The following is a 24,743-nucleotide window of genomic DNA, read 5'->3' as shown; positions in this document are numbered from 1 at the left end:
AACTGATAAGCTAGCCAAGCAACTGATTAAATTGTGCAAGCCAAGCGGGATGTGCTGGCCAAGCGGGGGCGGTGACAAGCTTGCCATCGGTAATCGCTTGGGTTACGGCAATATCGCAATATTCAGCGCCCGCTTGTCTCACCTCGGGAGCACATGCAGGGTAAGCTGAAACCTTTTTACCGCCAACGACATCCGCCGCCGTCAGCAACTGTGCGCCGTGGCAAATGGCCGCCATGGGCTTATCTTGCTCCGAAAACGCCCTCACTAAATTCAGCACTAACGGATTTAAACGCAAATACTCCGGTGCTCGGCCCCCTGGGAGCAGTAAAGCATCGAAATCATTGGCACTCACCTTTGCAAAATCACCATTTAGAGCAAAGAGATGCCCAGGTTTTTCGCTGTAGGTTTGGTCGCCTTCAAAATCATGAATTGCGGTTTTAATGGTTTGTCCGGCCACTTTATCGGGGCAAACAACGGTAACTTGGTGACCCACCATTTGCAGCGCCTGAAATGGCACCATTAGCTCATAATCTTCAACAAAATCACCGGCGATGATCAAAATTTTTGCCATGGTAAACTCCTTTTATTAGGACAGTATCTGAGTGAAAGTTTGCAACCGCTCTCTAAACACCCTCTCCACTTTACTCCCCTTGCCGCGACAAAGGTAACAACCAAATACTACAAATTTATTCCAGAAAAAAAGCGCCCGTAGGCGCTTAATCTGGGGCGTTATAAAGGCCAACATAGCTCAATTAAGCGCTTAATCACCCAGAGTGGCTCAACAATGAATATCAGTATGACCACTCATAGGGATCGTAATTCGCCAGCACTTCAGCATAACTGTGACTCAGCCCTTGGGTAGAGTAATAGTACCCCCGCCCCTGATTATCCTTGGCGTAAAAAATATCCTCGGTTCCTGGCTGCTGTGGCAACAGATCTCGGGTTTTAGCCAGTTTGAGTTCATCATAATGGTAGGGGGCAAAGGTCAGTACACTTTCCTCAAACACCGCAGTATGCCGGCAACTGTTACGGCGGATCTGAGCGGCAATCGCCTCCAGATCTTCCCCACGATTAAGGGCTAGCCACTGCTCAGCATAGCGTTCAACGATGAATTTTTCGGAATAAAAATAATGCTCTTTACCCGATAAACGCATCTGAATATCCGCATAATTTCCATTGAGGATCAGGCGAATATAACAATCAACCGTTTGCTTACTATGCCATTCGAGCCCTGCCACGGCGGCGATTTGCTCCGCCGTGACTAAGCGTCCGTGTTGGCTAAATACCCTGATATAACCGACAAGTTCAATCATAGTGTCCAACTATCGTGTTTAACTGGGTAATAGGCCTCGCGCCGCCAATCTATCGGCAACAAAACCTAGGCTAAACTTGTCGAGCGTGGCCCGCGTTGGCGCACCGGTTTGAATATCCCAACCAAAGGCTTCATAGAACATGTCCAGCGCCGTTTGCATGTCAGCACGGTCCATCTTGATGGTGCCCTCTTGACCGAAGTTTTTATCTGGATCCATATCGTAAACCCAGTCGCAGAGCACATCGTGCTCTTCGCGCATATTGCTTTCATTCATCTGCAATATAGTTAGGGCACGGTGTAGATGTAAGACTCTTTCCGCCTTGAAATCTAACTCAGTCTCACTGGTTTCAATCCCTGTGACTAAGCTGAACATTTGCGATTCAATGGTGCTATCACCTTCATAGTTACGATTTTTATCCGGTGATGCCAGCAGTGGGAACATCCAATTACACAGTGTCAGCGAATCATGTAACACATTTTTCACCAGCGACCACTTAGCAAAACGGATCTTTGCCGCATTGATTGGGGTATACCAATTCACCTTATCGAATGCCCCTTCACCCCATTTTTTCTCGGCAATCGCCACTGTCATATCGTGTGGCAATCCACTATTAACTATGTTGATGTGGGAATGGCACTGGGCATCACGGTTAAAGACGACGTTGATTAACGTACCGACCTGACCTGCAGTTTCACTGGCATGGTGCACGGCAGCATTAGTTTTTTGGTTAAAGACCTTGGTTTTACTCTCTTTATGTATGTCCCAATAACCTAACGCGGGATTAGTGCCATCTAAGCCCCAACGCTTGATCAAATCATATAAGCCGTCGGCCATATGGGAGATTTCACCTTCTTTAAAGGCAATTCGGCGATAGAAATCAAGCAAGAAAGCGGGATCTTGGTTATCCCAAAGCGCCCAAGGGATACTGTTGTATTCCTCTTCAGGCAATAAATGTTTGAACATATCGTGAGTTTTTAAAAACTTAAAAATGTGTGAAATCAGGCCATAGTTACACCAAATACCATAATCATCGAGAATATGTGCCCCTAAAGCGCCTACCATAGCGTGTGCTTCGGTACCATTTTTGGTGCCCATTAAATACTGTGGCACAAGGAACCCCATACACACATTGGATATATGTTCAGATTTACGGTTATATTTGCTTTTCAATTCAGGGACTTTTAGCTCGCAGAAGCAACGTATTGGGCATGAATGACAGCCCCCCGTACGCTTCATCCACTTATTGGCGTATTCCACACCTATATAGCTTTCTGCCATCGAGGTTCGAAACCCAATACGATTGCGTTCATTCCATGGCACTTCGCCTAAATCGATTTCTTGATCGGCAGCGCCCCACTTCAAACCGGGCCGAGATTTCCAGCGGCTGATGGGTGCTGAGTACTCAGCCCAAGATTGCGGCGTTGAAGGTACGACACCATTATTGTTGGCGCCGATAATCCCTAAAATATGGTCATCTAAGGCGCGCATCTTTTCATTATTGGCGGCGATTTTAACGGCGCCGGTGCCGATAATGCCTATCCCTTTACAATTTTTTGAGCCCATCACCGAGCCATGACCACCGGCTGAGTGCCCGCCCTGAGTCATAATCACTGACAGTGGCACTTGGTTCTCCCCCGCTTGGCCAATCGCAGCGACCTGTGCATTGGGTCCCATCATTTGCGCTATCATAGCGTGGGTATCAAATATACCTTTACCCCATAGGGCATCGGCAGGTTCAATCGTGACCTTATCATCGACAATTTTCAGCCACACAGGGCTACTCGCTTTGCCTTCTATCGCAATTGCATCGAAACCGGCAAATTTCATTGCGGGTGAAAAATGCCCGCCAAAGTGACCATCGGCAATCAGATGTTTTTCAATGACGGGACTACGGGAAGTAATAGTTGTTCGTCCGGTACATATAACGCCTGAACCCGTTAATGGCCCTGCTGAAAACACAATAATATTATCTGGATCAATTGCAGTAATATTATCCTTATGGTCATCCCACAATATTTTATAACCAATCCCCATACCACCGATATAGTCATAATATTTATTGATTGGCTCATACCATATATGATTAGTTGTTAAATTAACTCTGAGGACTTTACCCGCCCAACCACCTATTTGTTCACTCATATTACTTCTCCTGAATTTAAGAAACTAAGCCGGTGTATTTTTCATATTGTTCTAATGCAGCTTCAGCCTCTTCCCAGTTATAAAATTTAATTGCACCCGTAGGACAAACCTGCGCACAGGCAGGATTACCATTACATAAATCACATTTAACGGCTTTCATTTTGCTGCGATCAACTTTAATGACCTGCTGAGGACACTTATCTGCACAATAACCACATCCGACACAACGAGCTTCATCAATCACTTTGGCGCCAGTTTGTGCATTCGTTGAAATAGCCTGCTGTGGACAAACTTCAGTACAGACTTCACAGTGGCGACAAGTTGAAGGAACAACGGTTTTATCACCGCACTCACCTCGTTGTATTTCATAGTCAAATTGCACACCATGTGGGCCATAGTTCATATTTTTTTCTACTTTGACGCGGGCCAATGTAGGGCTACTATCCCCTTCATGGTTCCAACCACAGGCAATTTCGCAGCGTCTGCAACTTACACAAACCGTAGGGTTTACCACCATGAGTCCACCAGGCATGACTTCTACGATTTCTTGGCTGTTACTGTCACTGCCGCAACCGGTCAGAAAACTTATCAATGTCCCGCTATAAACCGTACCGACAGCAACGCCCATACCGCCTTTAAGCATTCCTCTTCTGGTAATCATATTTGATCCTTTATTAGTCAAAGCAATATAATTAAAATATGCATACACTTTGATTCCCGACAATTTATGCTAAAGTAATTACGTCTTTGATTTTTAACCTGCGTCACAATTACCCATATTGGGACAGTATTAGTTCAAGTTACACGACATACATCAGAGTAACGTTTTTAAGAATTTTAAATCTAATATCTAGAAATTTAAAATGATGCCTCACATCAAATTATCTCAACATAATTAACGAACAACTTTTAAAATGATTTAATTAAGTGCAATTCGACTCATAACTAAGTTAGTATCTATACCGCATACATTCCGATTAGAGTCCCGACAGAATCTAATTAAAAGGAATGGAAAATGATGAAAACGAATACCCGTTCTCAATGGAAAATCTTTACGCCAATGGCAGTCGCAGTCTGTTTGATGACAGCCTGCTCCGATGGTGACGATGGGAAAGAAGGTCCACCAGGGATAGTGAGTATCAGCATAGAACAGGCCGATACGCTTAAAGCAACAATAGAAAATGTGGTTATCGATGCGCAAACCCATGTGCAGGTTGATTTCTTCCTCAGCAATGCCAATGGGATTGCGGTCACTGGGCTAGAAAGCCTGAAGGATCTCGATACCTTAGGTGTCGGTATTGCTAAATTGGCTCCGCCACAGGCTCATTATCAAGCCCAAACAGCCATAAGTACCGAGGCTAAGAGCACAACTGACCCTGCACTGCAGTGGACCAGTTACATCAATAATCAAGTAGAACCGGCCGCAAATGCCCAAGCGAATGCACAAACGCAGTGGCAAGCAGGCATTGAAAGCAGCTGTAAAGCGGCTTGTCTAACTTCATTAGGCGCGGGCCAATACCGTTACACTTTGAGTAAACCACTCACGAGTTACTCGCAATTTACGGGGATAGACACCCAGTACTCGCCTGAGCTCACCCACAGGATTTACCTAGAGTTAAAGCCGTTCGCAAACAGCCCAATCGACACTCAGTTGGTCAACAGCGTATACGATTTTGTGCCCGCCACAGGACAGGCTGTCGCAGCGGATATGGGCCGTAAAGTGATCGCACCGGAACAAGCCTGTTTTCGATGTCATAACCCAGACTTAGCCAATACCGATACTCGCCTTTTGATGCACGGCAGTAAACGTTTTGCCTTTGAGGGCTGTGTTGTCTGCCACACGACTTACTCAGGCGATCCTGAAACGGGTAATAGCCTTGATATGGCGACATTGACACACCAGATCCACCAAGCCAAATATCAAATTGTCGGTTACAAGGGGCAGTTGTATGACTACGCCAAGGTGACCTATCCCGGTGATATGACCCAATGTCAGCAATGCCATATTCCCGGCGCAACGGCGCAAAGTGGCAATAGCAATATCCCCAGTAAAACCGCTTGCCTTGACTGTCACAAAGCGCAAATTCCTGCCGATTGGAATGGCACTGTAGCGGGTTTATTCCACAACAGGGAAATTTTTGCCAATGCATGGGCACTGGGTTGTAGCGGCTGCCACCCTGATAGCACTAATCCTGAAGGTGTCGGGCTTTTCCACAATGCCGCAGTGAAAACAGCCACTAAACTGGTGAGCGATTACCAAGTTAAGTTACTGAGTTCGCAGCTCAGCGTTGAAGCCAAGACCCTTGCGGTGACATTGCAAGTGCAGCAAATGGAGCAACTGCCCGCCAGTCAGCCTATGATAAAATCCTTCTGGTTGATTGCCGCAGGTGAAACAAATAGCGCGAGCATGCCAATCAATAATGGCCAGCGTAAAGTGTGGGATTTATTGGCAAACACCAGCGACGTCGCCTTAAAAATTACCGCGCCCAATCAGCTAACCGTTACCATATCTAACCTAACGACTGCAGATTTTGGCGATCTGAGTCAGTCAAAGCTCTACAGTAAACTGGTGCTCTGTGCCGATAAAAATACCGGCTTTGCCGTGAACTGTAATATTGGCAATCAAGAGGTGAGTCTCAGTGCCATTAATTCGCTAAGCCTTGAAGGTCAAGCGGTTACGGCAAAAGCTAAGGTCGATGAACAGGCCTGTCGCCAATGCCATGATCAAGGATTAGAGGATAGAGTCCAATCGGCGCATCAAATGGAGGGGATTTTTGAGCCCAATAGCAGCTGTGGCAACTGTCATGCACCGCAAACGGCAACCGCACTGACCGATGGCCAATGTCAAAGTTGCCATAGTAATGATGCGATTATGTATCTCAATGCCAATGTGATGCACACGCCTGGGGCCAGCCAAATCAAGCCCTATCGCACCATCAACAATACTTTGAGCTACAGGGAAATGGTGCATTCACTGCATGCGGGAACCCGCACTGTAGTGGGGTTTGGCAACCCACGCCCCGAACTCACTTACCCAAATGCAAAAAACAACTGCGGTGTTTGCCATAGCACTGGACAGCTGGATCTTGCGGGACTGAGTGCACAGCAATCCCTATTAGTTGCAACGCCCGATGCCGCCAAACTAGGGCAAATTGCCGAGTATTCACCAACCTTAGCAACCTGCACGGCTTGTCACACGCTGATCGATAGTTTAGTCGTCCATGCACGCAGCTTTGGCGGGGTTTATCAAAGTGATGCCAGCGGTGGTCGAATTTACCCATCGGGGCAAGAATCCTGCGCCACCTGCCACGCCGAAGGTCGCTCATCGGGGGTCGACAAGGTACACAAATAAGCCATTAGATTTGATTTAATGCCAAAAAAACGCTCACCATAATGGTGAGCGATTTTATTTAATTCGCATTATTTATCAATACCTTACCATCAAAACACTCAAAAGAGCAACAGCGAGCGCTTTACTTGATTTGACTTAGTTTAATGTCGTTGAGATTAAGGCTTGAGCACACTTTGGCTCTCTACTACCTGCGTTTGGCTATAACCATTGAGCCCAGTATTCGCCGACTTCACCACATTTAAGGCTTCGGTAGTGAGGGTATTATTGCCATTTAACAGATCGTTAAGAGTGCCCGCTTCGCTATGCACTAATCCAAGTTCCCTTAACATGGCATCGACAACGGGCGCATTGGCGCGGTAGTTTAATGCCGCGCTAGTCACTTGCTCTGCGATGCCACCTTGATGCTGCGCACCTTCCCCGCCGGCGGTAAATTGATGACCCGTGCCATAACCTTGAAGGATCTTAATGCCTTCGATGTTTTCTAACGGTTTAACCGCCTGGGCGACAATTTCTGGCAATGCTTTTAAGATCGCGAGGGATTTTTGCAGGGCAATCTGCTCATCACGCAGTACGTTTTCAGCTTCATAAAGTGCTTGTTTACCCGCGGCTTCAACGGCATACACTTTCTCATCCGCTTCGGCCTGCAGTTTTTTCGCATCGGCACTGGCACTGGCTTCAATCAGAATTGCGCTCGATCTGTCTTCGGCGGCACGTTTTTCCGCCTCGGCCTGCACTGTCACGCCGACTGCGTCGCGCTCCGCTTCCTTACGGGCGTCGATCACTTCAATTTCTTTACGGCGATTGGCTTCGGCTATTTGGCGCGCAGTGATAACCGCCTCTTCTTTTTCGACCTTTAGTTTTTCCGCTTCGGCGGCGCGGGCGCGGGCGGCGGATTCTTCTTCGGATTTGGCCGCAACGGCAATGCGTTTTTCCTGCTCGGCAACTTCGATATCCCTTTGTTGTTGAATACGCGACTGCTCGATAGATTTGCGCTTTTCAATCTCACGGGTTTCGATATCTTTGGTCTTTTCGATTTCTGCTGTTTCGATGGCACGCTCTTTGGCAATCTCGGCCTCGCGCTCTTCACGGGCCTTGTTTTCTTTCTGTTTAATGATTTCCGCTTTTTGATCGGCGCGTTTAAATTCGAGGGATTGTTGCTGGATCAAGCGCGCTTCTTCCTCCGACTTTTCAATCTCTAAAGATTCCTTTTCGGCCTCTAAGTTACGCTGCTCGATCTTAATGCGGTTTTCCTGCTGAATATCGTTGGTTTCCTTGCGTTTTTCTTCGATAATTTTCGCTAGGCGAGCACGACCTTCGGCGTCGAATGCGTTGTTTTCATTAAAAAACTGCAAATCAGTTTGATCGAAACCCGTCAACGAAACCGATTCGAGTTCGAGACCGTTTTTCTCGAGATCGTTGGCGACGTTATTTTGCACCCGCTGCACAAAGTCGGCGCGCTGCTCATGCATCTCTGTCATAGTCATCTCAGCCGCAACGGCGCGCAGTACGTCGACAAACTTAGATTCCATCAACTTTTTCAACTCTTCCACTCGAGTGGTGCGCGTTCCTAGTGTTTGTGCCGCCATCGAAATACCGTCGGCATTGGGGGCGACACGTAAGTAGAAGTCGGCCTTCACATCCACGCGCATCCTATCTTTAGTGATCAAGGCGTCTTTTTGGGTTTTCTCCACTTCGATGCGTAGGGTATTCATATTCACTGCAATGGTTTCATGCAGCACGGGTAACACTATAGCCCCGCCGTCTTTAATAATTTTTTCGCCACCAAACCCCGTACGCACAAAAGCCATTTCCTTGGTCGCACGTTTATATAACTTGGCAAAAATCAGGCCGATAACAATCAGGCCTATCACTACCATACCCGCAACTAACAGCACAAAATGACTCGGATTAGTGACTTCGTTTAACACATCCATTTGCTTTCCTTTTCAATTAAATAATGGCTTTAAAATACTAATTATCAAAACGCGTCGCAGACCAGACTCGGCCCTCGCGTCTTAGCAGCACCACCTGAGTGCCTGAGGCAAACTCGACCCCCGATATTTCTGGCTCGACTAAAACATAATGTTTTTGCTGATGTTTATCGCGCACGACAGCCTCTGAGGGCATGCCTTTCATCGCACAACCTAAGGTAATAGTGCCAACATAACCGCTAAGATCGTCTAGCGATATCGCCGTCGATTCATTTTTGGGTAAGTGATCGGCAAGCACTCGCCCTAAATAACGGCAAGCGAATGCACTGCCAACGATGGCAATAGGTAAGGTGAAAAGTTGTGGCAATAGCATGCCCGCCACACTTAGACTAATAAAATTAGTGAGATAACCCGTTACCGCAAAACTGGTCAGCGCGAGCACAAACCAAATCAGCAACGGGAGTCGATTAAGACATAACCAGCCCGCAATGCCGGTGAGCCCACCGACACTCGCATCGGCATCATAATCAACATCGGTTGGTACCCATTGGTCTAAGGCACTTAACATGCTCAAACCGATTAACAGGGCTAAGGCTTCAAACACACCAAGGGCTAGCACACAGGCAAAGGCGATAGTGTAAGGTAAATTAGGCTGTTCAACTAAAAACGCCCACATAGTCATCTCCTTGAACGATACAACATTCCATTTATTTCACTGTAATTATCGACTTACGGACCACAGAATAACAAGGCAAGCCCCATTTCCAAACTAAAAATTCATCTTAAAATGGATTTTGGCTAAATCCTTGCTGCGCCAAAATGCCATGGGCAGTCATCGCTGACAATGCCATATCCACCCCCGGCAGTAGTGAGCCGTTGTTTAAGTCAAAATAAGCCGCACTTTGTCCACAGATATAAAACTTCACCCCGTGCTCGACTAACGCTTTAACCAAAGCCTTATTCGCATTTGGAGCCCCCTGATGCAACTTAGCGTAAAAGGTATCGTCGGCTAAGTCACTAATGGCACTGCCATGCACCACCATAGCCAGTTCAATATCGCTTTCCTTCACCCCGGCCGCTACATGCATATTGATAAAACGCGCTAAGCTTTCGAGTTGACGATTTAGCTTGCCCACTTCGGCCGCCTTGCTCATATCAAAGGCGATTTTAAACTTCATTCCCTTGGGGATGGGGAGCGTACTATCTACTTTTGCTATCTGCCCAAATTCGGGGATGGCGCTGCCCGGTGTAAAGCTCTCTGCTCCCGCATGGGCAGCACTGGATAAGCCGACCAACAGCGCCATGGTCATGCCTTTAATGGTTTTAGTGTGATGTGATTTTGGCTGCATGATATTATCATCCTGTTATTGTTATTTTTTCGTGCTAATAGATAACGACAGCACCTTAAGATTGAGTCTATGGATACCGTTATGAACACCAAAGAACCCACGCCAAGTTACGATAAACTCACCGCTCATTTCCAGAAAATTTCACACTTTGAGCATTTCTGTGCGCTGGGGGATTGGGATCAAGCCGCCATGATGCCCATGGGCGGCAACAATGAGCGCGCCGATGCGATGGCAGAACTGGCGCTACATATACACGACCTCAAAACCTCGGCCGCCTTAGCCGATAACTTAACCCGCGCCGCGGATGAGCCGCTGACACATGAGCAACGGGCCAACCTCAGGGAAATGTTATACCAGTACCAACAGGCGAGCTTAGTGCCCGGCGATCTAGTGCAAGCCAAAACTAAAATGGCCTATCAATGTGAAAATGCATGGCGCGAGCAACGTAAAAATAATGATTGGCAGGGCTTTAAAGCCAATCTTAACGCTGTCATCGCCCTCACGAGGGAGGAAGCGCAAATTCGGGGTGAAGCACTGAATATTCCGCCCTATGATGCCCTACTCAATAAGTTTGAACCCGGCATGACCACGGCAAAACTTGAACAAACCTTTAAAGGATTAAGGACTTGGTTACCGCCCCTGATCCAAGAAGTATTAGCCAAGCAAGCAAATGAGCCTAGGCTCACCCTTAATGGCCCCTTCGACATCGGTGCCCAACAAGCCCTTGGCCGCGAGGTGATGGCTTATCTGGGGTTTGATTTTAATCACGGCAGACTCGATATCAGCAGTCATCCATTTTGCGGTGGCGTTCCGAGCGATGTGCGGATCACTACCCGTTATAATGAAACCGATTTTAGCAGTGCTATCATGGGGATAGTCCATGAAACCGGCCATGCCCGTTATGAACAAGGCTTGCCGAAACAATGGCGTGGCCAGCCCGCAGGGCTCGCACGTTCTATGGGCATCCATGAAAGCCAGAGTCTATTCTGTGAAATGCAGCTCGGTGCTAACCCGGCGTTTTTACGCCAATTGCAGCCCCTGATTAAACAGCACTTAGGCTGCGAGTTCAGCGCCCAAGACTTGGCAAAACACTACACCCGCGTTAATCCCGGACTTATCCGCGTCGATGCCGATGAAGTCACCTATCCTTGCCATATTTTGCTGCGTTTTGAGGCTGAAAAAGCCTTTATCGACGGCAGTTTAGCCGTAGATGACCTACCCGATTTTTGGTCAAGCCAGATGCAACAACTGCTGGGTATTAACACAGATGGCAATTACCGTGATGGCTGTATGCAAGATATCCATTGGGCAGTGGGGGAATTAGGCTATTTCCCCAGTTATACCTTGGGTGCCATGTATGCGGCGCAGTGCCGCTTCTCGATGGAACAAACCTTAGGTCCAATAGAAGCCTTAATCGATGCCGGCAAGTTAGCCACAATCTTTCAATGGCTGAGCGACAATATTTGGGCTAAGGGCTCATTGCTGACCACAGATGAACTCATGCGCCAAGCGACGGGCGAACCGTTAAATAGCCAGTATCTTGAGCGTCATCTCCGTCAGCGATATTTAGGCTAATGCTCAACTTTGATACTCGGCTAAGTCAAAGTTGATACTCAACTAGGTCAATGTCGAGTTTCAGCGCATTTTAGGACGGTTTGGGTATATAATGCCGAGCTTATTTTAATCAAGACACTTTGAACGGGATAGATATCGGCCATGTTATTGCGTGCAATCACCCCACAGGATTGGGATGCCATTTTACAGATCCAAGCGGAATGCTACTCACAACTGGATCCTGAGCCCCTGCATGTATTGCAAAGCAAGTGGCAGGTGTCACCACAGTCCTGTTTTGTGTTTGAGGTGAATGATGCCGTGGTCGGATATTGTTTAGCCCACCCTTGGACAATCAACATGCCACCCGCGCTCTACGAGCCGATCACCCATTTACCTAAGGCCGATACCCTCTATCTGCACGATATTGCGATTTCAGCCAAAGCCCAAGGGTTAGGCGCAGGCGCTAAGGCGCTCACGCGCTTAAAACTACTGGCGGACCGCTATAATCTCAATTCCTTGTCCCTAGTGGCAGTGCAAGGTGCCGATAGTTATTGGCTTAAAATGGGTTTTAAACCTCAGACTATCAATAAATGTCTTGGCAGTTACACCCATGATGCTATGTACATGATTTACAATATTAATCGTCGAGATATATGATGAACCCAACCCTCACCACTATCGGTTTACTCTGCCTTAGCAATATTTTTATGACCTTTGCCTGGTACGGGCATTTGAAGACGCTAGGCTCAAAACCTTGGATTATTGCGGCCCTAGTGAGCTGGGGAATTGCGCTATTTGAATACTTACTGCAAGTGCCTGCCAACCGTATCGGTTACACGGTAATGAATGTCGGTCAGTTAAAAATCTTACAAGAAGTCATCACCTTAAGTTTGTTCGTCCCCTTTGCCTATTTCTATATGAAAGAGCCCTTAAAACTCGATTATCTATGGGCGGGGCTGTGCATCTTAGGTGCCGTGTATTTTATTTTTAGAAGTGAATTTAATTAATTTCAGACTTATTTCAGGAGAGTTTTCCCCATGGCACGTCAAGTCACTTATACCTTCAAAGGTCAGACTAAAACCATCGCCTTTAGCTACGACAAACACCATGATTTATATGAAGCCGTTGCCGAAGCGGAAGGGATAGATCTCGCCAAATTTCTCGCCATGGAACAACAAATTGCCATGACTTCCCGCAAAGGTGCAAAAGCGGAAAAAGATTTTAGAAAGGTCGAGTTTGCCCGTTTTGGCTTTAGCAATATCCATTTTGTCCGTGACGATGAGCCCGAAGCCTAAGCGACATGTTAGCTCCATACTGTGATTTTCAGACTAGGAACCCCCATGTTAAATACTGAACATGCCAACTTTCCCCGTGCAGGCTTCTTCCGCCGTCTAGGCGCAGCCATCTATGATCTGCTGTTAGCCGTCGCCGTATTTATGTTTTCTGGCGCCATTGGTTTTGGCCTCTTCTTTGGCCTAGCCTATTCTGGCGTTATCGGCATGAATGGCTTTGAGCATGTTGCCGATGCGCTCAATGGCACCCCCATTTACCATGGTATTTATCAACTCTGGTTAGCACTCTGCGTGGGGACTTTCTACGCATTATTTTGGAGTAAAGGCGGCCAAACCTTAGGAATGCGCGCCTGGCGCCTTAAAATTCAACATCCTAACGGCCAAAACCTAAGCCTTATCACAGCCTATGCCCGCATCGTTTGGTCATTGCTGGGGATTGGAAATCTTTGGATATTAATTAACAACGATAAACTCGCGCTGCAGGATATGATGACCCGCTCCGAAGTTGTTGTTCTCTCTAAGGAAGCCAACCAAATGCGCAACTGGCACGGTGCTTAAATTGGCATCGAACTTAAATTTAGGCGCTTAAATTTCTCGGCTTAAATCAAGCCAACTTCGCCCATAAAAAAACGACGCTTTGGCGTCGTTTTTTATAGACTCCTATCGAAATAACGCAATGCGTATCATCGCCGGATAAAGTAGAAGGCAATCCCCGTAAATAACAGACTTGGTGCCACCGCCCCCACATAGGCGGGCAACTCGTAGACTATGCTCATAGGGCCAAAGATTTCATTACTGATATAGAAGCTAAAACCCGCCACAACCCCAAGTAACACCCTAGCCCCCATAGTCACGGTTCGCAGCGGACCAAATACGAAGGAGAGCGCCACCAGCATCATGACGCCGACGGTAATAGGTTGCATAAATTTACGCCATAGGGCGAGCTCATAACGGCTGGGATCTTGGCTATTCGTTTGCAAATAATCAAGATAACCCAGTAGGCCACGGATAGAGAGCGCCTCTGGTTTAATCGACACGACACTGAGCTTATCCGGCGTTAAACTCGATTTCCATACATCTTCTTCGAGGTAATCTAAGCTCACGAGATCGGAGGTCACTTCTGTACGCTCAACCCCAAATAAACGCCAACTGTCCTTCGCAAATAGGGCGCGATCAGCGTGTACAACATTGGTAAGTTTAAGCTCATTATTGAATTTATAGAGAGTGATGTTATTGAGTTTATTGATATCTTCAACTTCCCCAATATTAACGAATAGGTCACCATCCTTAGCCCAAATGCCTCGGTGTGATTTAATTAAACTTCCGCCGGATAACTTAATGGCTTGCAACTCATTGGCTTTCTGCTCAGCAATCGGTGCGCCCCACTCGCCCAGCGCCATTACCATCAGCATTAAAGGCACCGCCGTTTTCATGGCGGAAAGCGTGATCTGCAGACGCGACATCCCCGATGCCTGCATCACCACCAGTTCGGAGTTAGACGCCAACATGCCCATACCGATTAAAGCACCGAGCAGAACGGCCATAGGGAAAAACATTTCGATATCCCGTGGCACTAAAAACAGTACATAGATGCCGGCATCCATCATGGTATAAGTCCCACGACCGACTAAACGCAATTGGTCCACCCACTTGATAATGCCAGAAAGGCCAGTGAGTACCAGTAAACACAGCGCCGAAGTGCTCAGTAATACCCTAGCGATATAAAGGTCTAAGATCTTCATGCGGCCACCTTTCTACGGGCCATCGCAGTGGATAAACGCGCGAACAGAGGTCTGTCTTTACCGAGCAGTAGGAGTCCCATGATCAAGGCAGATAAGTGTATCCACCACATGCCTAAATATTGTGGGATCACGCCATCTTGGAGCGCTTTACGCCCAGCCACCATCAGACCAAAATAACCTAAATACAAGAGGACCGCGGGCAGCATCTTGGCAAATTTACCTTGGCGCACGTTAACCCTTGCTAATGGCACGGCGATAAGCGTCATAATCGGAATAGCCAATGGAATAGCGAGGCGCCACTGGAACTCGGCCACGGCTTCTGAGCCTTCGACTTTAAGTAAATCCTTCAGCGGGAGAGCCGATAATTTGCGACGACGTTCATCGACTTGTTGCTCTTTAATCTGCATTTTGTAGTCACCAAACTCAATCATTTGGTAGTTTTTCAGCTGCGGGCTCCCCTGGTAACGAACCCCTTCATTTAGCTGCAACTGCTGGGCGCCGGAATTGTCTTCCAATACCCGGCCACCTTTCGCCACCACCACATTGGTTAAGCCAGTTTCATCACTGGGATCGGGTAACTGGGCCACAAACACTTTATCTAGTTCGTTATCTTTGCCAATGCGCTCTACGAATAACACGGCGCGGCCGTTAGGACTCGCCTGGAAACGCCCCTGCACCAATGCCGCGAGTCCAGCCTCTGATTGGGCTTTCTCCAGCACTTGATTTTGCTGTTCCTCCGCCCAAGGCGCGACATAGAGGGACAAATATCCCGTAAACAACATATTGATGACGGCAAGGATTAAGGTCACGCGGGTCACATACCACTCGCTCACGCCGACCCCATGGAGGATCACCATTTCGTTCTCGGCATACATGCGGCCATGGGCCATCAAGATCCCAAGAAACAAACTCAAGGGTAAAACGAGTACCACTAAATAGGGGAGGTTTAAGCCTATTAATGTCGCAATGAGGGAGGCAGGAAATTCACCATCGGAGGCATCGGCCAGTATACGCACGAAATGCTGGCTAATAAAAATAGTTAACAGTACAAAAAGTACTGCAATTTGCGCTTTTAAAACTTCTCGAATAAGGTATCTAAATACAATCACAGGTAGGATCCGGTCTCTAAACTTATCTTTTTGCTGGTAACAGACTAACTTTCATGTAAACTGTTTACTTTTGATAGTTTTCTGACCAGCTTCAGGGGTTCCTGGCAAACTTAAGTATACGAGTGTTTTACAAACACGTGACTTAAATGCCGAGAATAAATCACCTTTGGAGTAATAACTTAGGCCCTTTCCGGGACAAGCAGACATTATCCAATAAATATAAAAATTTGTCTTTAAGAATCTAGGAGTGCTCATGGAGTTTAGCGTAAAGAGCGGTAGCCCCGAAAAACAACGCTCAGCTTGTATCGTTGTGGGTGTTTATGAACCTCGCCGTCTATCGGGTATCGCCGAGCAATTAGACAAGATTAGCGAAGGTTATATCAGTAATCTGTTGCGTCGCGGCGATCTGGAGGGCAAGCCTGGCCAGATGTTATTGCTGCACCACGTTCCTAACGTATTGAGTGAGCGTGTATTATTAGTTGGCTGTGGCAAAGAACGAGAACTAGACGAACGCCAATATAAGCAGATCATTACTAAAACAATCAACACCTTAAATGAAACTGGCTCAATGGAAGCCGTATGCTTCTTAACCGAGTTGCATGTTAAAGGTCGTGATACCTATTGGAAAGTACGTCAAGCCGTCGAAACCACCAATAACAGCTTATATTGCTTCGATGCATTAAAAAGCCGCAAAGGTGAAACCCGTCGTCCACTGCGTAAGTTAGTGTTCAACGTGCCAACTCGCCGCGAATTAACCTTAGGTGAACGCGCCATTGAACATGGTATGGCCGTATCTGCGGGTGTGCATTTATGCCGTGATGTGGCCAATATGCCACCGAATATCTGCAATCCAGCCTATTTAGCCTCGCAAGCGCGCCAACTGGCTGAAATACATGAAAACCTGCATGTCACCACCGTAGGTGAAGAGCAAATGGCCAAGCTAGGCATGAACTCTTACCTCGCAGTGGGCCGTGCCAGCGCCAACGAATCCATTATGACAGTGATGGAATATAAAGGCGCCGTCGATAGTACTGAAAAACCAATTGTTTTGGTTGGTAAAGGGTTAACCTTCGACTCTGGTGGTATTTCGTTAAAACCTGGCGAAGCTATGGATGAAATGAAGTACGACATGGGCGGCGCTGCGGGTGTGATTGGCACCATGAAAGCCATCTGTGAGATGAAGTTACCTATCAATGTCGTCGGTGTGCTCGCAGGTTGTGAAAACATGCCATCGGGTAATGCCTATCGTCCGGGTGATATTCTGACCACTATGTCAGGCCAAACCGTTGAAGTGCTTAATACCGACGCCGAAGGCCGTCTGGTGCTGTGCGACGTGTTAACTTATGTTGAACGCTTCGACCCAGAACTGGTGATTGACACAGCGACCCTAACGGGTGCCTGCGTTATCGCCTTAGGTAAGCATGCTTCAGGCCTATTCTCATCCCACAACCCATTGGCACACGAGCTGTTAAATGCCGGTGAGCAAAGTGGTGACCGCGCATGGCGCATGCCGTTATGGGATGAGTACCAAGATATGCTCGACAGCCCATTTGCGGACATGACCAACCTGGGTGGTCGTCCAGCGGGTGCCATTACCGCGGCCTGCTTCCTGTCACGTTTTGCGAAAAAGTACAATTGGGCACATTTAGATGTGGCCGGAACTGCGTGGAACAGCGGAGCCAATAAAGGATCCACTGGCCGCCCAGTACCGATTTTGACTCAGTTCTTAATCAACCGTGCAGGCGTTGAATTAGGCGAGTAAGTTTAACTAATAAGTTAATGCTCACAAAAAGCGAAGAGAATCCTCTTCGCTTTTTTTATCTCTTTGAAACTAGAGTTTTTCCCCTCATGCCTAGGAGAATTAATCTATTCTCCTTTGTACCGGATAATCCCTCATCTTGAGCAAGTTTTGATTGACAGCCACGCCCCAGCCCTTTAGTTTTAACCCCATGAAAACGATGACGACTACTTTTTTTACTTTCTTTTTTACACCCCCACTCTAGGAGGCGGATTTACTGTGTAAAAACGAAAGTAAAAATCCAAAGCCTCCCCACTGGGAGGCTTTTTTGTCTTAAATGGTTGATAAAATACATAATATATGGCGGCAATTGAGGTCAGAATGCATAAACCACAGCCTTTAAATCAAACTCGAGAACAAATCACTCAACTCGATAATGAACTGCTCTCATTACTCGCCGAGCGCCGACGCTTAAGTTTAGAAGTGGCCCGCAGCAAAGAGGTCGATATCAGACCCATTAGGGACACCCAAAGGGAAAAGGAATTACTCACTAGACTGGTTAAGGAAGGACGGGAAAAAGGCCTAGATGCCCACTATGTGATCTCCCTTTATCAAAGCATTATCGAAGATTCAGTGCTCAATCAGCAGGCTTATTTACACGGCCGCGCCAATCCTGAAACGCAAAAACAGCAGTATTGTATCGCCTATCTTGGCGCTAGGGGCTCCTATTCATACCTTGCGGCAACCCGTTATTGCCTGCGCCGCCAAGTCGATATGTTGGATTTAGGCTGCCAAAGTTTCGATGAAATTGTGCAAGCGGTTGAATCGGGTCATGCCGATTATGGGTTCCTACCGATTGAAAATACCTCATCGGGTTCGATCAACGAAGTGTATGACGTACTGCAACATACTAGCCTCTCCATCGTTGGCGAGACCACAATAGAAGTAAGCCATTGTTTACTTGGCAAACCCGGCAGTAAATTGAGCGATATCAAGACAGTTTACGCCCATCCACAGCCTATCAGCCAATGCAGCCGTTATCTCAGTCAACACAAGGACTTAAGGCTAGAATATTGTTCGAGCAGCGCCGAGGCAATGGAAAAGGTCAATCAAAGTGCTGACAATAGTGCTGGGGCGATTGGTAGCGCCGAAGGTGGTGCGCTCTATCAGTTAGAGTCCATTGAAGCGGGCCTTGCGAATCAAAAAATCAACCAAAGCCGTTTTATTGTTGTCGCCCGTAAAGCCGTAGCTGTGCCTGAACAACTCCCCGCAAAAACGACCTTAATCATGGCCACGGGTCAAAAGGCCGGAGCCTTAGTCGAGGCCTTACTCGTCCTGAAGGCCCATCAATTGAATATGAGCAAGTTAGAGTCTCGCCCAATCCCGGGCACCCCCTGGGAAGAAATGTTCTACCTCGATATCGATGCCAATATATCCAGCGAAGCCATGCAGGCAGGATTAAAGCAATTAGAGCGGATCACGCGTTTTATCAAAGTATTAGGCTGCTACCCCTGCGAAACAGTCAAACCAACACAGTTGAGTAACAGCCAACTGCTGATTGAACCTAGCACCTCTAAGACTCAGAATCTGAGCGACAATACGCCGGAAATAAGCCCCTATAGATACAGCAAAGCTTATAAAGCGCAGGACAGCGAAATTAGCAGCGGTCCATTGAGTATCGGCGCCGGCCATATTGGGGTGATAGCCAAGATGAGCCTGACTAAGGAACTGTCTCCCTTAGCGTTATCTCAATTTGAGCATAGGGTGAAGCAGCTTAAGGAAATCGGGTTTCAAGCCATTATTCTGGAAGCGGTAAACCTCTTAGTCTCACCCGAGTTAACCTTAGCTAAACTGCGTCAAATTCTGCATCAGTACGATTTACTGTGCATTGTCGCCGTAGAACAAAGCGCGGATATGGCACTGGCAACCCAACAGGCCGACATGTTGTTTATCAATGGAAAACAAATGTTTAACCAAGCCCTATTGACCCAAGCGGGCACACTGCCTATGCCACTATTGCTCGAGCGTAATGATATGGCAAGCTATGAGGAATTTTTGGCGGCAACCGAGATTATCTTAAGCCAAGGCAATCAACAGCTGATCCTCTGCGATTCGGGAGTTCGCACTTTTAACCACGCGAATCTTCCGACTTTAGATCTAACTAGCCTGATCCAAATTAAAGCCACGAGTCATTTACCCATAGTGATCAACCCTTGTTATGCCATAACGCAGGACGCTTTGGTACTGCAAACCCAAGGGATTAAACAACTTAAGGCCGATGGTTTAGTACTTAACTGCACACTCGAAGACGATGGGCTCGAACTCATGGCCCAAGTTGTGCGGGAATTATATCGTTAACCTTTAAGATAAAAGAAAAGCCACAGCACTGATCTGTGGCTTTTTTATCACAGATAAGCTTATTTGGGCGCAGGCCAGCTACCCTATTTCGCATTGACTGGCACAGCATTACTCCTGCGAATAAGCCCTGCCATAGTCGAACCTTGCACTAAGATAGAAAACACCACCACAGCATAGGTCATCACCAATAAGAGCTCGCGTAGCTCCACACCACTGCTCGTATCGACCACTATCCCCTGCGGTAGGCTCATGGCCATTGCCAGTGCTAATCCGCCACGTAGCCCACCCCAAATCAAAATAGACTCGGCATAGGGATTGTAGGATTTAACCATTCTAAATCCCCGATAAGGCAGTAACACACTGACGGCGCGTGCCAATAGCACGAGCGGAATCGCCAAAAACATAAACCACCACAGTGGTGCTTTAAACGTCACAAGTAACAGTAATAGACCAAGTAGCAGGAAGAGTAGCGCATTGAAGAAGGATTCGATCAGTGACCAAAATGTCAGTAACTTAACCCGCTCCTGACGAACAAAATATTTAGGCACACTGAAATTACCTATGATAATACCAGCACTTACCATAGCGAGCGGTCCAGAAACCCCAAAAACCTCCGCCATCACATATCCCGCAGTCGGAATAAGCAAAGTCACTAACATCAGTTGGGTTTCTTCCTCACAGTAACGGAAAAAAAGATGTAGTAAGAAACCTAATACCGCGCCGTAAATCAGACCACCTATCGCCTCATGGACAAACAAGCCCGATACCTGCAGAGCCGTAATGGGCTCGGTCGAAAACGCCATTTGGGACAACACCACAAAAACGACTAACCCTATACCATCATTAAATAGAGACTCCCCCTCCACTTGAATGGCGATATCCTCCGGGGCTCCCATCTTCTTTAAAATGGCCAGCACGGCAATGGGATCCGTGGGAGAAATTAAGGCGCCAAAGAGTAGGCAATGGGTGAGCGCTAGGGGTAATCCCAACTGGGGCGCCGCCCAAAACAGCAGACCACCAATAATAAAGGTCGACAGCAATGTGCTCACACAGGCAAGGATAAGGATCTCCCACTTTTGGTGCTTTAATATTGATAAGCGGATCTGCAGGGCGCCAGCGAAAAGTAAGAAACCGAGCATGCCGTTCAGTAAGAGCGCCTGAAAATCGAGTTTCTCAAGCCCAACCACAAAATAGCCATATACTTCGCCCCCAAGCGCCTTTCCCCCGAGGAGGAGCAATAAACTCATCCCTAGGGCCAAAGCCGTGATAGCAACGGTTTCTTGTAATTTATGCACCCGTGAAGAGATTACTGAGGTGATTAAGGCTAACGCACAGAGAATACAGAGAATTTGATAGCTGGACATGGGAGCCTCTTTCAACGCACAGATGCAGAGACTCTAGCACATATTTAGATTTCTAAACCATCCAATAAGCTTAACCAGCCTTTTAGGATCCGATGGCAAAACCAAATAATACCAAAGAGATAAATCGAAAGACTGAGCCAAGTGACAGGCACCCAATAACCGAGAGCCAACAGGCCGATAAAAATAATATTGGAATGGCGCTGCCAACGCAGATGCGAAGCAAGCAAACCATTATGCAATGTTTGGCGTTGGGATAGGTTGATAAACAGACTCAAGAGTACAGGAAGCAAAAGTAGCGGGAAGCCCGACATCAAAGCATAAAGCAAATGCCCAAGGCTACGATCTTCAATTTTTGCGGCATAGGTGGTTGTCGTTGTCATTGAGAGACTCCAGCCAGACAATGGGACTGGGCGCTCACAATCAACGCCCTTGTCTTTAACCTTACGTTCTCGGGTAAATAATCGCAACTAAGGAATTAAAATATTTCCGCTCAAAAATCAATGCCCATACAGACTACAAGGACAAGGTGATATCGGACTTCAACTTAGTTGAACAGGCTAACACAAAGCCAGCTTCAATCTCAGCGGGGGTTAATGTCATAGTGCTGCTGGATTCAGTTTCTCCCTCAAGCACTTGGCACTTGCAGGCACCACAGACGCCAGAGCGGCAGGCGGCAATAATCGGCAAACCTTCGGCCTCAATGCCTTCGAGTAGGCTTTGCTCTGAAGTTAACACGCGCTTTCTATCGCCGATGGACAACATAAAAGACGAACTGGAATTGGCGGGCTTTATGCCCTGCATCTCAGCCTGCTTGACTCTGTGCTGCGCATCTTTGACCGCGGTGGCAAAGCTTTCATGGTGCAATTGAGCCATATCAAAATTAAGCTCGCCCAGTAAACGTTTTACGGCCTGCATATAAGGCTCTGGGCCGCATAAAAACACGGTTCTTTCCGCAAAATCAGGCACTAAATTAAGTAAACTTTCGGCACTTAAACGCCCTATTTCATGTAAAACCTCATCCCCATGCCATGGTGTTTCTGTTGTGATAGATTCCAGCATGTAACGCAGCTTAAAACGACTATGACGCTGCGCCATAGTGGCTAAGGAGGATTTAAAAATGATGTCCGCTTCGGAGCGCGCACTGTGTACAAAGGCAATATCGGCGTCCATCTGGCTATCGGTAAGATAACGGGACATAGAGTACATAGGGGTAATGCCGCAGCCAGCACTCAAGAATAGATATTTTTTTGCAGGAATATCAAACAGATTAAACTGCCCCGTTGGCGGTAATACTCGAACACTTTGCCCCGGCTGCAGATGGTCAATAAGATAATTGGAGACCAGCCCACCTTCGACTCGCTTAATGGTCACCATAAGGGAATAGGGCCGCGAGGGTGTGGAAGATAAGGTATAACTGCGACAAGCCTGTTCACCGTTGATCTCAAGCACTAAGGTCATAAACTGGCCAGGCTTATAATCAAACTTCATTGGCTCGCCGGCTTGAAAACGAAAGCTCACCACATCAGCAGTTTCGTTCCAGCGTTCGACGCACACTAATTGATTGAAACTCTCCTGTCTTTGGGGAGAAAAGGATAATGTCCCCTCCCTCGACATCAGACTCATATTCATAGCATTCTTATTCCACAAAACACTGCGGTTTTACTCAAACGCTTAAAACCGCAGTTAAACAAAGGTTCTCGGTTAATTTAGGCCACGTTTAACATGGTTTTCAAATCGGCCTCGACGGTCGTGGTATTACGTAGACCAAACTTTTCTTCCAAAATTTTGGCTAAATTTGCCGTTAGGAAGGCGGGTGGTGTTGGGCCGGTACGAATGTTTTTTACCCCAAGGGAGAGCAAGGTCAACAATACAACAATGGCTTTTTGCTCGAACCATGAAAGCACTAAGCTCAGAGGTAATTCATTAATATCGCACTCAAAAATCTCAGAAAGTGCAATCGCAAGCTGAATAGCAGAATAAGCATCGTTGCACTGACCAATATCGAGTAAACGCGGGATACCGTTGATATCACCAAAGTCGAGTTTATTGAACTTGTACTTGCCGCAACCTAAGGTCAGGATCACTGAGTCTTTAGGGGCAGATTTAGCCAGATCGGTAAAATAGCTTCTTTCAGCCTTATCGCCATCACAGCCCCCAACGAGGAAGAAGTGCTTGATTGAGCCATTTTTCACATTATCAACCACGGCTGGAGCCGCAGTCATTAAGGCATTACGGGCAAAACCTATGGTGATATTGTGTGGGATTTCATCGTATTGGAAGCCTTCTAAAGCTAGGGCCTTATCGACTACCGCCGAGAAATCATCCCCCACAATATGTGTCACCCCTGGCCAGCCGACAATGCTGCGGGTGAAAATGCGGTCGCTATAATTGCCCACATTGGGATCGATAATGCAGTTTGATGTCATCACCACAGCACCGGGGAAGTTAGCGAACTCCTTTTGTTGGTTCTGCCAAGCGCTGCCGTAGTTACCGACAAGGTGAGGATATTTTTTAAAGGCGGGATACGCTAATGCTGGCAACATTTCACCGTGGGTATACACATTGATGCCCTTGCCTGCAGTTTGCTCGAGGATAAGCTCTAAGTCCTTCATATCATGGCCGGAGACTAAAATCGCCTTGCCCTTAACTGACTTAGTATTCACCACTGTTGGCTCAGGGTGACCGAAAGCTTCGGTTTCGCCCGCATCGAGCATAGCCATAATGCGATAATTAAGCTGACCTATGTCCATCGCAGTGGTAAATAACTTGTCGCCATCGACACTCGGCTCACCCAAAAATGCCATAATTTCATGGAAACCTTCTGCGATGCTGGCATCCGTCTTACCTAATACTCGAGCATGCTCCATATAGGCGGCTGCGCCCTTAAGGCCGTATAGGCAAAGCAGTCTTAAACCTAAGATATCCTCATGGATTTCATGTTTGTCTTTATTCAATAGCGCGATAGGCGCCTGAGAAAGCATTTCAACTTTGGTCGTTCCCAGCACTAATTGAGCAACTTCAGGAACCTGCTCTGCAACGATCCCAGCTCTCTCACATGCCGCTTCATAGGCAAGCTTTAAACTCGCACGGTATTTAGCGGCCTGCTGCGCGTAGGCAATCAGACGTTCATCGTCAAAATTGACGTTGGTCAGCGTAGAGAAAAATGCCTTAGGCACAAAACTGTCCACTTCGGCATCGATAATGCCCAGCCCGCGAGCTTTAACCGCATACACAGACACGCCCTGCAGCATATAAATCAATAAATCCTGTAGATCGGACGTTGCCGCCAACTTGCCACACATACCTTGGGAATAACTACAACCATTGCCAGCGGGTGTACGGATAGTTTGCTCACACTGAATACAAAACATGGATAGACTCCTAATTTAAATTCATGCTTTATTTATGCATGTTTAAAACTAGTCTACCGAAACCCTGTGTAAGCGACAGTAATTTCTAAAATTCAATATCAAATTTTAGAGAAAGATCACCTTAAGCA

General features: G+C 47.2%; 21 protein-coding genes and 1 other annotated feature. Of the genes, 8 read left to right on the top strand and 13 right to left on the bottom strand.

Annotation, left to right across the window (positions count from 1 at the left end; translation table 11 throughout):
* Positions 1 to 10: 10 nt before the first annotated feature.
* From JFT56_RS05690 to JFT56_RS05675, 4 genes are all read right to left on the bottom strand, one after another.
* Complete coding sequence (locus tag JFT56_RS05690) at positions 11 to 571, bottom strand: DJ-1/PfpI family protein (protein ID WP_198782727.1); 561 nt, start codon at positions 569 to 571, stop codon at positions 11 to 13.
* A 220-nt stretch (positions 572 to 791) separates the two neighbouring features.
* Positions 792 to 1,313: a hypothetical protein gene (locus JFT56_RS05685; protein ID WP_198782726.1), complete on the bottom strand. Its 522-nt coding sequence runs from the start codon at positions 1,311 to 1,313 to the stop codon at positions 792 to 794.
* 18 nt (positions 1,314 to 1,331) lie between these two features.
* Positions 1,332 to 3,455, bottom strand: coding sequence for an aldehyde ferredoxin oxidoreductase (locus JFT56_RS05680; RefSeq protein ID WP_198782725.1), 2,124 nt, complete (start codon positions 3,453 to 3,455; stop codon positions 1,332 to 1,334).
* Positions 3,456 to 3,471: 16 nt separating this feature from the next.
* Positions 3,472 to 4,116, bottom strand: a complete 645-nt coding sequence (locus JFT56_RS05675) for a 4Fe-4S dicluster domain-containing protein (protein ID WP_198782724.1) — start codon at positions 4,114 to 4,116, stop codon at positions 3,472 to 3,474.
* A 354-nt stretch (positions 4,117 to 4,470) separates the two neighbouring features.
* On the opposite strand from JFT56_RS05675, the gene JFT56_RS05670 reads away from it, so the two are divergent.
* Positions 4,471 to 6,807, top strand: coding sequence for an OmcA/MtrC family decaheme c-type cytochrome (locus JFT56_RS05670; RefSeq protein ID WP_198782723.1), 2,337 nt, complete (start codon positions 4,471 to 4,473; stop codon positions 6,805 to 6,807).
* A 155-nt stretch (positions 6,808 to 6,962) separates the two neighbouring features.
* Here JFT56_RS05670 and JFT56_RS05665 read toward each other — a convergent pair whose 3' ends face one another.
* The 3 genes from JFT56_RS05665 to JFT56_RS05655 all read right to left on the bottom strand — a co-directional run bounded on the left by JFT56_RS05665 (position 6,963) and on the right by JFT56_RS05655 (position 10,087).
* Positions 6,963 to 8,741 (bottom strand): flotillin family protein, encoded by a 1,779-nt coding sequence (locus tag JFT56_RS05665; protein WP_198782722.1) that lies wholly within the window; start codon positions 8,739 to 8,741, stop codon positions 6,963 to 6,965.
* Between the two features lie 37 nt (positions 8,742 to 8,778).
* A complete protein-coding gene (locus JFT56_RS05660; RefSeq protein WP_198782721.1) occupies positions 8,779 to 9,414 on the bottom strand; it encodes a YqiJ family protein in 636 nt (211 codons plus the stop codon).
* A 106-nt stretch (positions 9,415 to 9,520) separates the two neighbouring features.
* Positions 9,521 to 10,087, bottom strand: coding sequence for a DsrE family protein (locus JFT56_RS05655; RefSeq protein WP_198782720.1), 567 nt, complete (start codon positions 10,085 to 10,087; stop codon positions 9,521 to 9,523).
* An 81-nt stretch (positions 10,088 to 10,168) separates the two neighbouring features.
* On the opposite strand from JFT56_RS05655, the gene JFT56_RS05650 reads away from it, so the two are divergent.
* The 5 genes from JFT56_RS05650 to JFT56_RS05630 all read left to right on the top strand — a co-directional run bounded on the left by JFT56_RS05650 (position 10,169) and on the right by JFT56_RS05630 (position 13,491).
* Positions 10,169 to 11,662, top strand: coding sequence for a carboxypeptidase M32 (locus JFT56_RS05650; protein WP_420136015.1), 1,494 nt, complete (start codon positions 10,169 to 10,171; stop codon positions 11,660 to 11,662).
* 141 nt (positions 11,663 to 11,803) lie between these two features.
* A complete protein-coding gene (locus JFT56_RS05645; RefSeq protein ID WP_198782718.1) occupies positions 11,804 to 12,298 on the top strand; it encodes a GNAT family N-acetyltransferase in 495 nt (164 codons plus the stop codon).
* Positions 12,298 to 12,648 (top strand): DMT family protein, encoded by a 351-nt coding sequence (locus tag JFT56_RS05640; protein WP_006082592.1) that lies wholly within the window; start codon positions 12,298 to 12,300, stop codon positions 12,646 to 12,648. Before JFT56_RS05645 ends, JFT56_RS05640 begins: the two co-directional genes overlap by 1 nt.
* A 30-nt stretch (positions 12,649 to 12,678) precedes the next feature.
* Positions 12,679 to 12,936 carry a DUF2960 domain-containing protein gene (locus JFT56_RS05635; RefSeq protein ID WP_198782717.1) on the top strand — a complete coding sequence of 86 codons (258 nt, stop codon included), beginning with the start codon at positions 12,679 to 12,681 and terminating at the stop codon, positions 12,934 to 12,936.
* A 45-nt stretch (positions 12,937 to 12,981) separates the two neighbouring features.
* The gene (locus JFT56_RS05630; protein ID WP_198782716.1) at positions 12,982 to 13,491 is read left to right on the top strand and encodes an RDD family protein; all 510 of its coding nucleotides are present in this window, start codon (positions 12,982 to 12,984) and stop codon (positions 13,489 to 13,491) included.
* A 125-nt stretch (positions 13,492 to 13,616) separates the two neighbouring features.
* On the opposite strand, the gene lptG is transcribed toward JFT56_RS05630, so the two are convergent.
* Both lptG and lptF read right to left on the bottom strand, forming a co-directional pair.
* On the bottom strand, positions 13,617 to 14,675 hold the full coding sequence (lptG, locus tag JFT56_RS05625) for an LPS export ABC transporter permease LptG (protein ID WP_198782715.1): 1,059 nt from the start codon (positions 14,673 to 14,675) through the stop codon (positions 13,617 to 13,619).
* Entirely contained in the window at positions 14,672 to 15,784 is a 1,113-nt protein-coding gene (gene lptF, locus JFT56_RS05620; protein ID WP_198782714.1) for an LPS export ABC transporter permease LptF, read from the bottom strand. The genes lptG and lptF overlap by 4 nt, the downstream gene beginning before the upstream one ends.
* Before the next feature lie 253 nt (positions 15,785 to 16,037).
* Here lptF and pepA point away from each other — a divergent pair, with 253 nt between their 5' ends.
* Together pepA and JFT56_RS05610 are read left to right on the top strand one after the other, a co-directional pair.
* Entirely contained in the window at positions 16,038 to 17,546 is a 1,509-nt protein-coding gene (gene pepA, locus JFT56_RS05615) for a leucyl aminopeptidase (protein ID WP_198782713.1), read from the top strand.
* Positions 17,547 to 17,741: 195 nt separating this feature from the next.
* Positions 17,742 to 17,855: a sequence feature (Phe leader region), on the top strand.
* A 48-nt stretch (positions 17,856 to 17,903) separates the two neighbouring features.
* The gene (locus tag JFT56_RS05610) at positions 17,904 to 19,880 is read left to right on the top strand and encodes a chorismate mutase (protein WP_198782712.1); all 1,977 of its coding nucleotides are present in this window, start codon (positions 17,904 to 17,906) and stop codon (positions 19,878 to 19,880) included.
* Between the two features lie 83 nt (positions 19,881 to 19,963).
* On the opposite strand, the gene JFT56_RS05605 is transcribed toward JFT56_RS05610, so the two are convergent.
* From JFT56_RS05605 to hcp, 4 genes are all read right to left on the bottom strand, one after another.
* Positions 19,964 to 21,244, bottom strand: coding sequence for a cation:proton antiporter (locus JFT56_RS05605; protein WP_198782711.1), 1,281 nt, complete (start codon positions 21,242 to 21,244; stop codon positions 19,964 to 19,966).
* Positions 21,245 to 21,288: 44 nt separating this feature from the next.
* Complete coding sequence (locus JFT56_RS05600; RefSeq protein ID WP_198782710.1) at positions 21,289 to 21,624, bottom strand: hypothetical protein; 336 nt, start codon at positions 21,622 to 21,624, stop codon at positions 21,289 to 21,291.
* Positions 21,625 to 21,757: 133 nt separating this feature from the next.
* Positions 21,758 to 22,873, bottom strand: a complete 1,116-nt coding sequence (locus tag JFT56_RS05595) for a hybrid-cluster NAD(P)-dependent oxidoreductase (protein WP_198782709.1) — start codon at positions 22,871 to 22,873, stop codon at positions 21,758 to 21,760.
* Positions 22,874 to 22,950: 77 nt separating this feature from the next.
* Positions 22,951 to 24,615, bottom strand: coding sequence for a hydroxylamine reductase (gene hcp, locus JFT56_RS05590; protein ID WP_198782708.1), 1,665 nt, complete (start codon positions 24,613 to 24,615; stop codon positions 22,951 to 22,953).
* Positions 24,616 to 24,743: the final 128 nt, after the last annotated feature.

It is taken from the genome of Shewanella putrefaciens, assembly GCF_016406305.1.
Taxonomy (GTDB): Bacteria; Pseudomonadota; Gammaproteobacteria; order Enterobacterales; family Shewanellaceae; genus Shewanella; species Shewanella putrefaciens_C.
Note: the sequence above shows the minus strand (reverse complement) of the source record. Positions and strands in the feature narration are given on the sequence as shown.

Bases quoted from the DNA above. Each gene is read 5' to 3' on its own strand.
- JFT56_RS05690 (WP_198782727.1), bottom strand. From the start codon at position 571: ATGGCAAAAATTTTGATCATCGCCGGTGATTTTGTTGAAGATTATGAG.
- JFT56_RS05685 (WP_198782726.1), bottom strand. From the start codon at position 1,313: ATGATTGAACTTGTCGGTTATATCAGGGTATTTAGCCAACACGGACGC.
- JFT56_RS05680 (WP_198782725.1), bottom strand. From the start codon at position 3,455: ATGAGTGAACAAATAGGTGGTTGGGCGGGTAAAGTCCTCAGAGTTAAT.
- JFT56_RS05675 (WP_198782724.1), bottom strand. From the start codon at position 4,116: ATGATTACCAGAAGAGGAATGCTTAAAGGCGGTATGGGCGTTGCTGTC.
- JFT56_RS05670 (WP_198782723.1), top strand. From the start codon at position 4,471: ATGATGAAAACGAATACCCGTTCTCAATGGAAAATCTTTACGCCAATG.
- JFT56_RS05665 (WP_198782722.1), bottom strand. From the start codon at position 8,741: ATGGATGTGTTAAACGAAGTCACTAATCCGAGTCATTTTGTGCTGTTA.
- JFT56_RS05660 (WP_198782721.1), bottom strand. From the start codon at position 9,414: ATGTGGGCGTTTTTAGTTGAACAGCCTAATTTACCTTACACTATCGCC.
- JFT56_RS05655 (WP_198782720.1), bottom strand. From the start codon at position 10,087: ATGCAGCCAAAATCACATCACACTAAAACCATTAAAGGCATGACCATG.
- JFT56_RS05650 (WP_420136015.1), top strand. From the start codon at position 10,169: ATGAACACCAAAGAACCCACGCCAAGTTACGATAAACTCACCGCTCAT.
- JFT56_RS05645 (WP_198782718.1), top strand. From the start codon at position 11,804: ATGTTATTGCGTGCAATCACCCCACAGGATTGGGATGCCATTTTACAG.
- JFT56_RS05640 (WP_006082592.1), top strand. From the start codon at position 12,298: ATGAACCCAACCCTCACCACTATCGGTTTACTCTGCCTTAGCAATATT.
- JFT56_RS05635 (WP_198782717.1), top strand. From the start codon at position 12,679: ATGGCACGTCAAGTCACTTATACCTTCAAAGGTCAGACTAAAACCATC.
- JFT56_RS05630 (WP_198782716.1), top strand. From the start codon at position 12,982: ATGTTAAATACTGAACATGCCAACTTTCCCCGTGCAGGCTTCTTCCGC.
- lptG (WP_198782715.1), bottom strand. From the start codon at position 14,675: ATGAAGATCTTAGACCTTTATATCGCTAGGGTATTACTGAGCACTTCG.
- pepA (WP_198782713.1), top strand. From the start codon at position 16,038: ATGGAGTTTAGCGTAAAGAGCGGTAGCCCCGAAAAACAACGCTCAGCT.
- JFT56_RS05610 (WP_198782712.1), top strand. From the start codon at position 17,904: ATGCATAAACCACAGCCTTTAAATCAAACTCGAGAACAAATCACTCAA.
- JFT56_RS05605 (WP_198782711.1), bottom strand. From the start codon at position 21,244: ATGTCCAGCTATCAAATTCTCTGTATTCTCTGTGCGTTAGCCTTAATC.
- JFT56_RS05600 (WP_198782710.1), bottom strand. From the start codon at position 21,624: ATGACAACGACAACCACCTATGCCGCAAAAATTGAAGATCGTAGCCTT.
- JFT56_RS05595 (WP_198782709.1), bottom strand. From the start codon at position 22,873: ATGAATATGAGTCTGATGTCGAGGGAGGGGACATTATCCTTTTCTCCC.
- hcp (WP_198782708.1), bottom strand. From the start codon at position 24,615: ATGTTTTGTATTCAGTGTGAGCAAACTATCCGTACACCCGCTGGCAAT.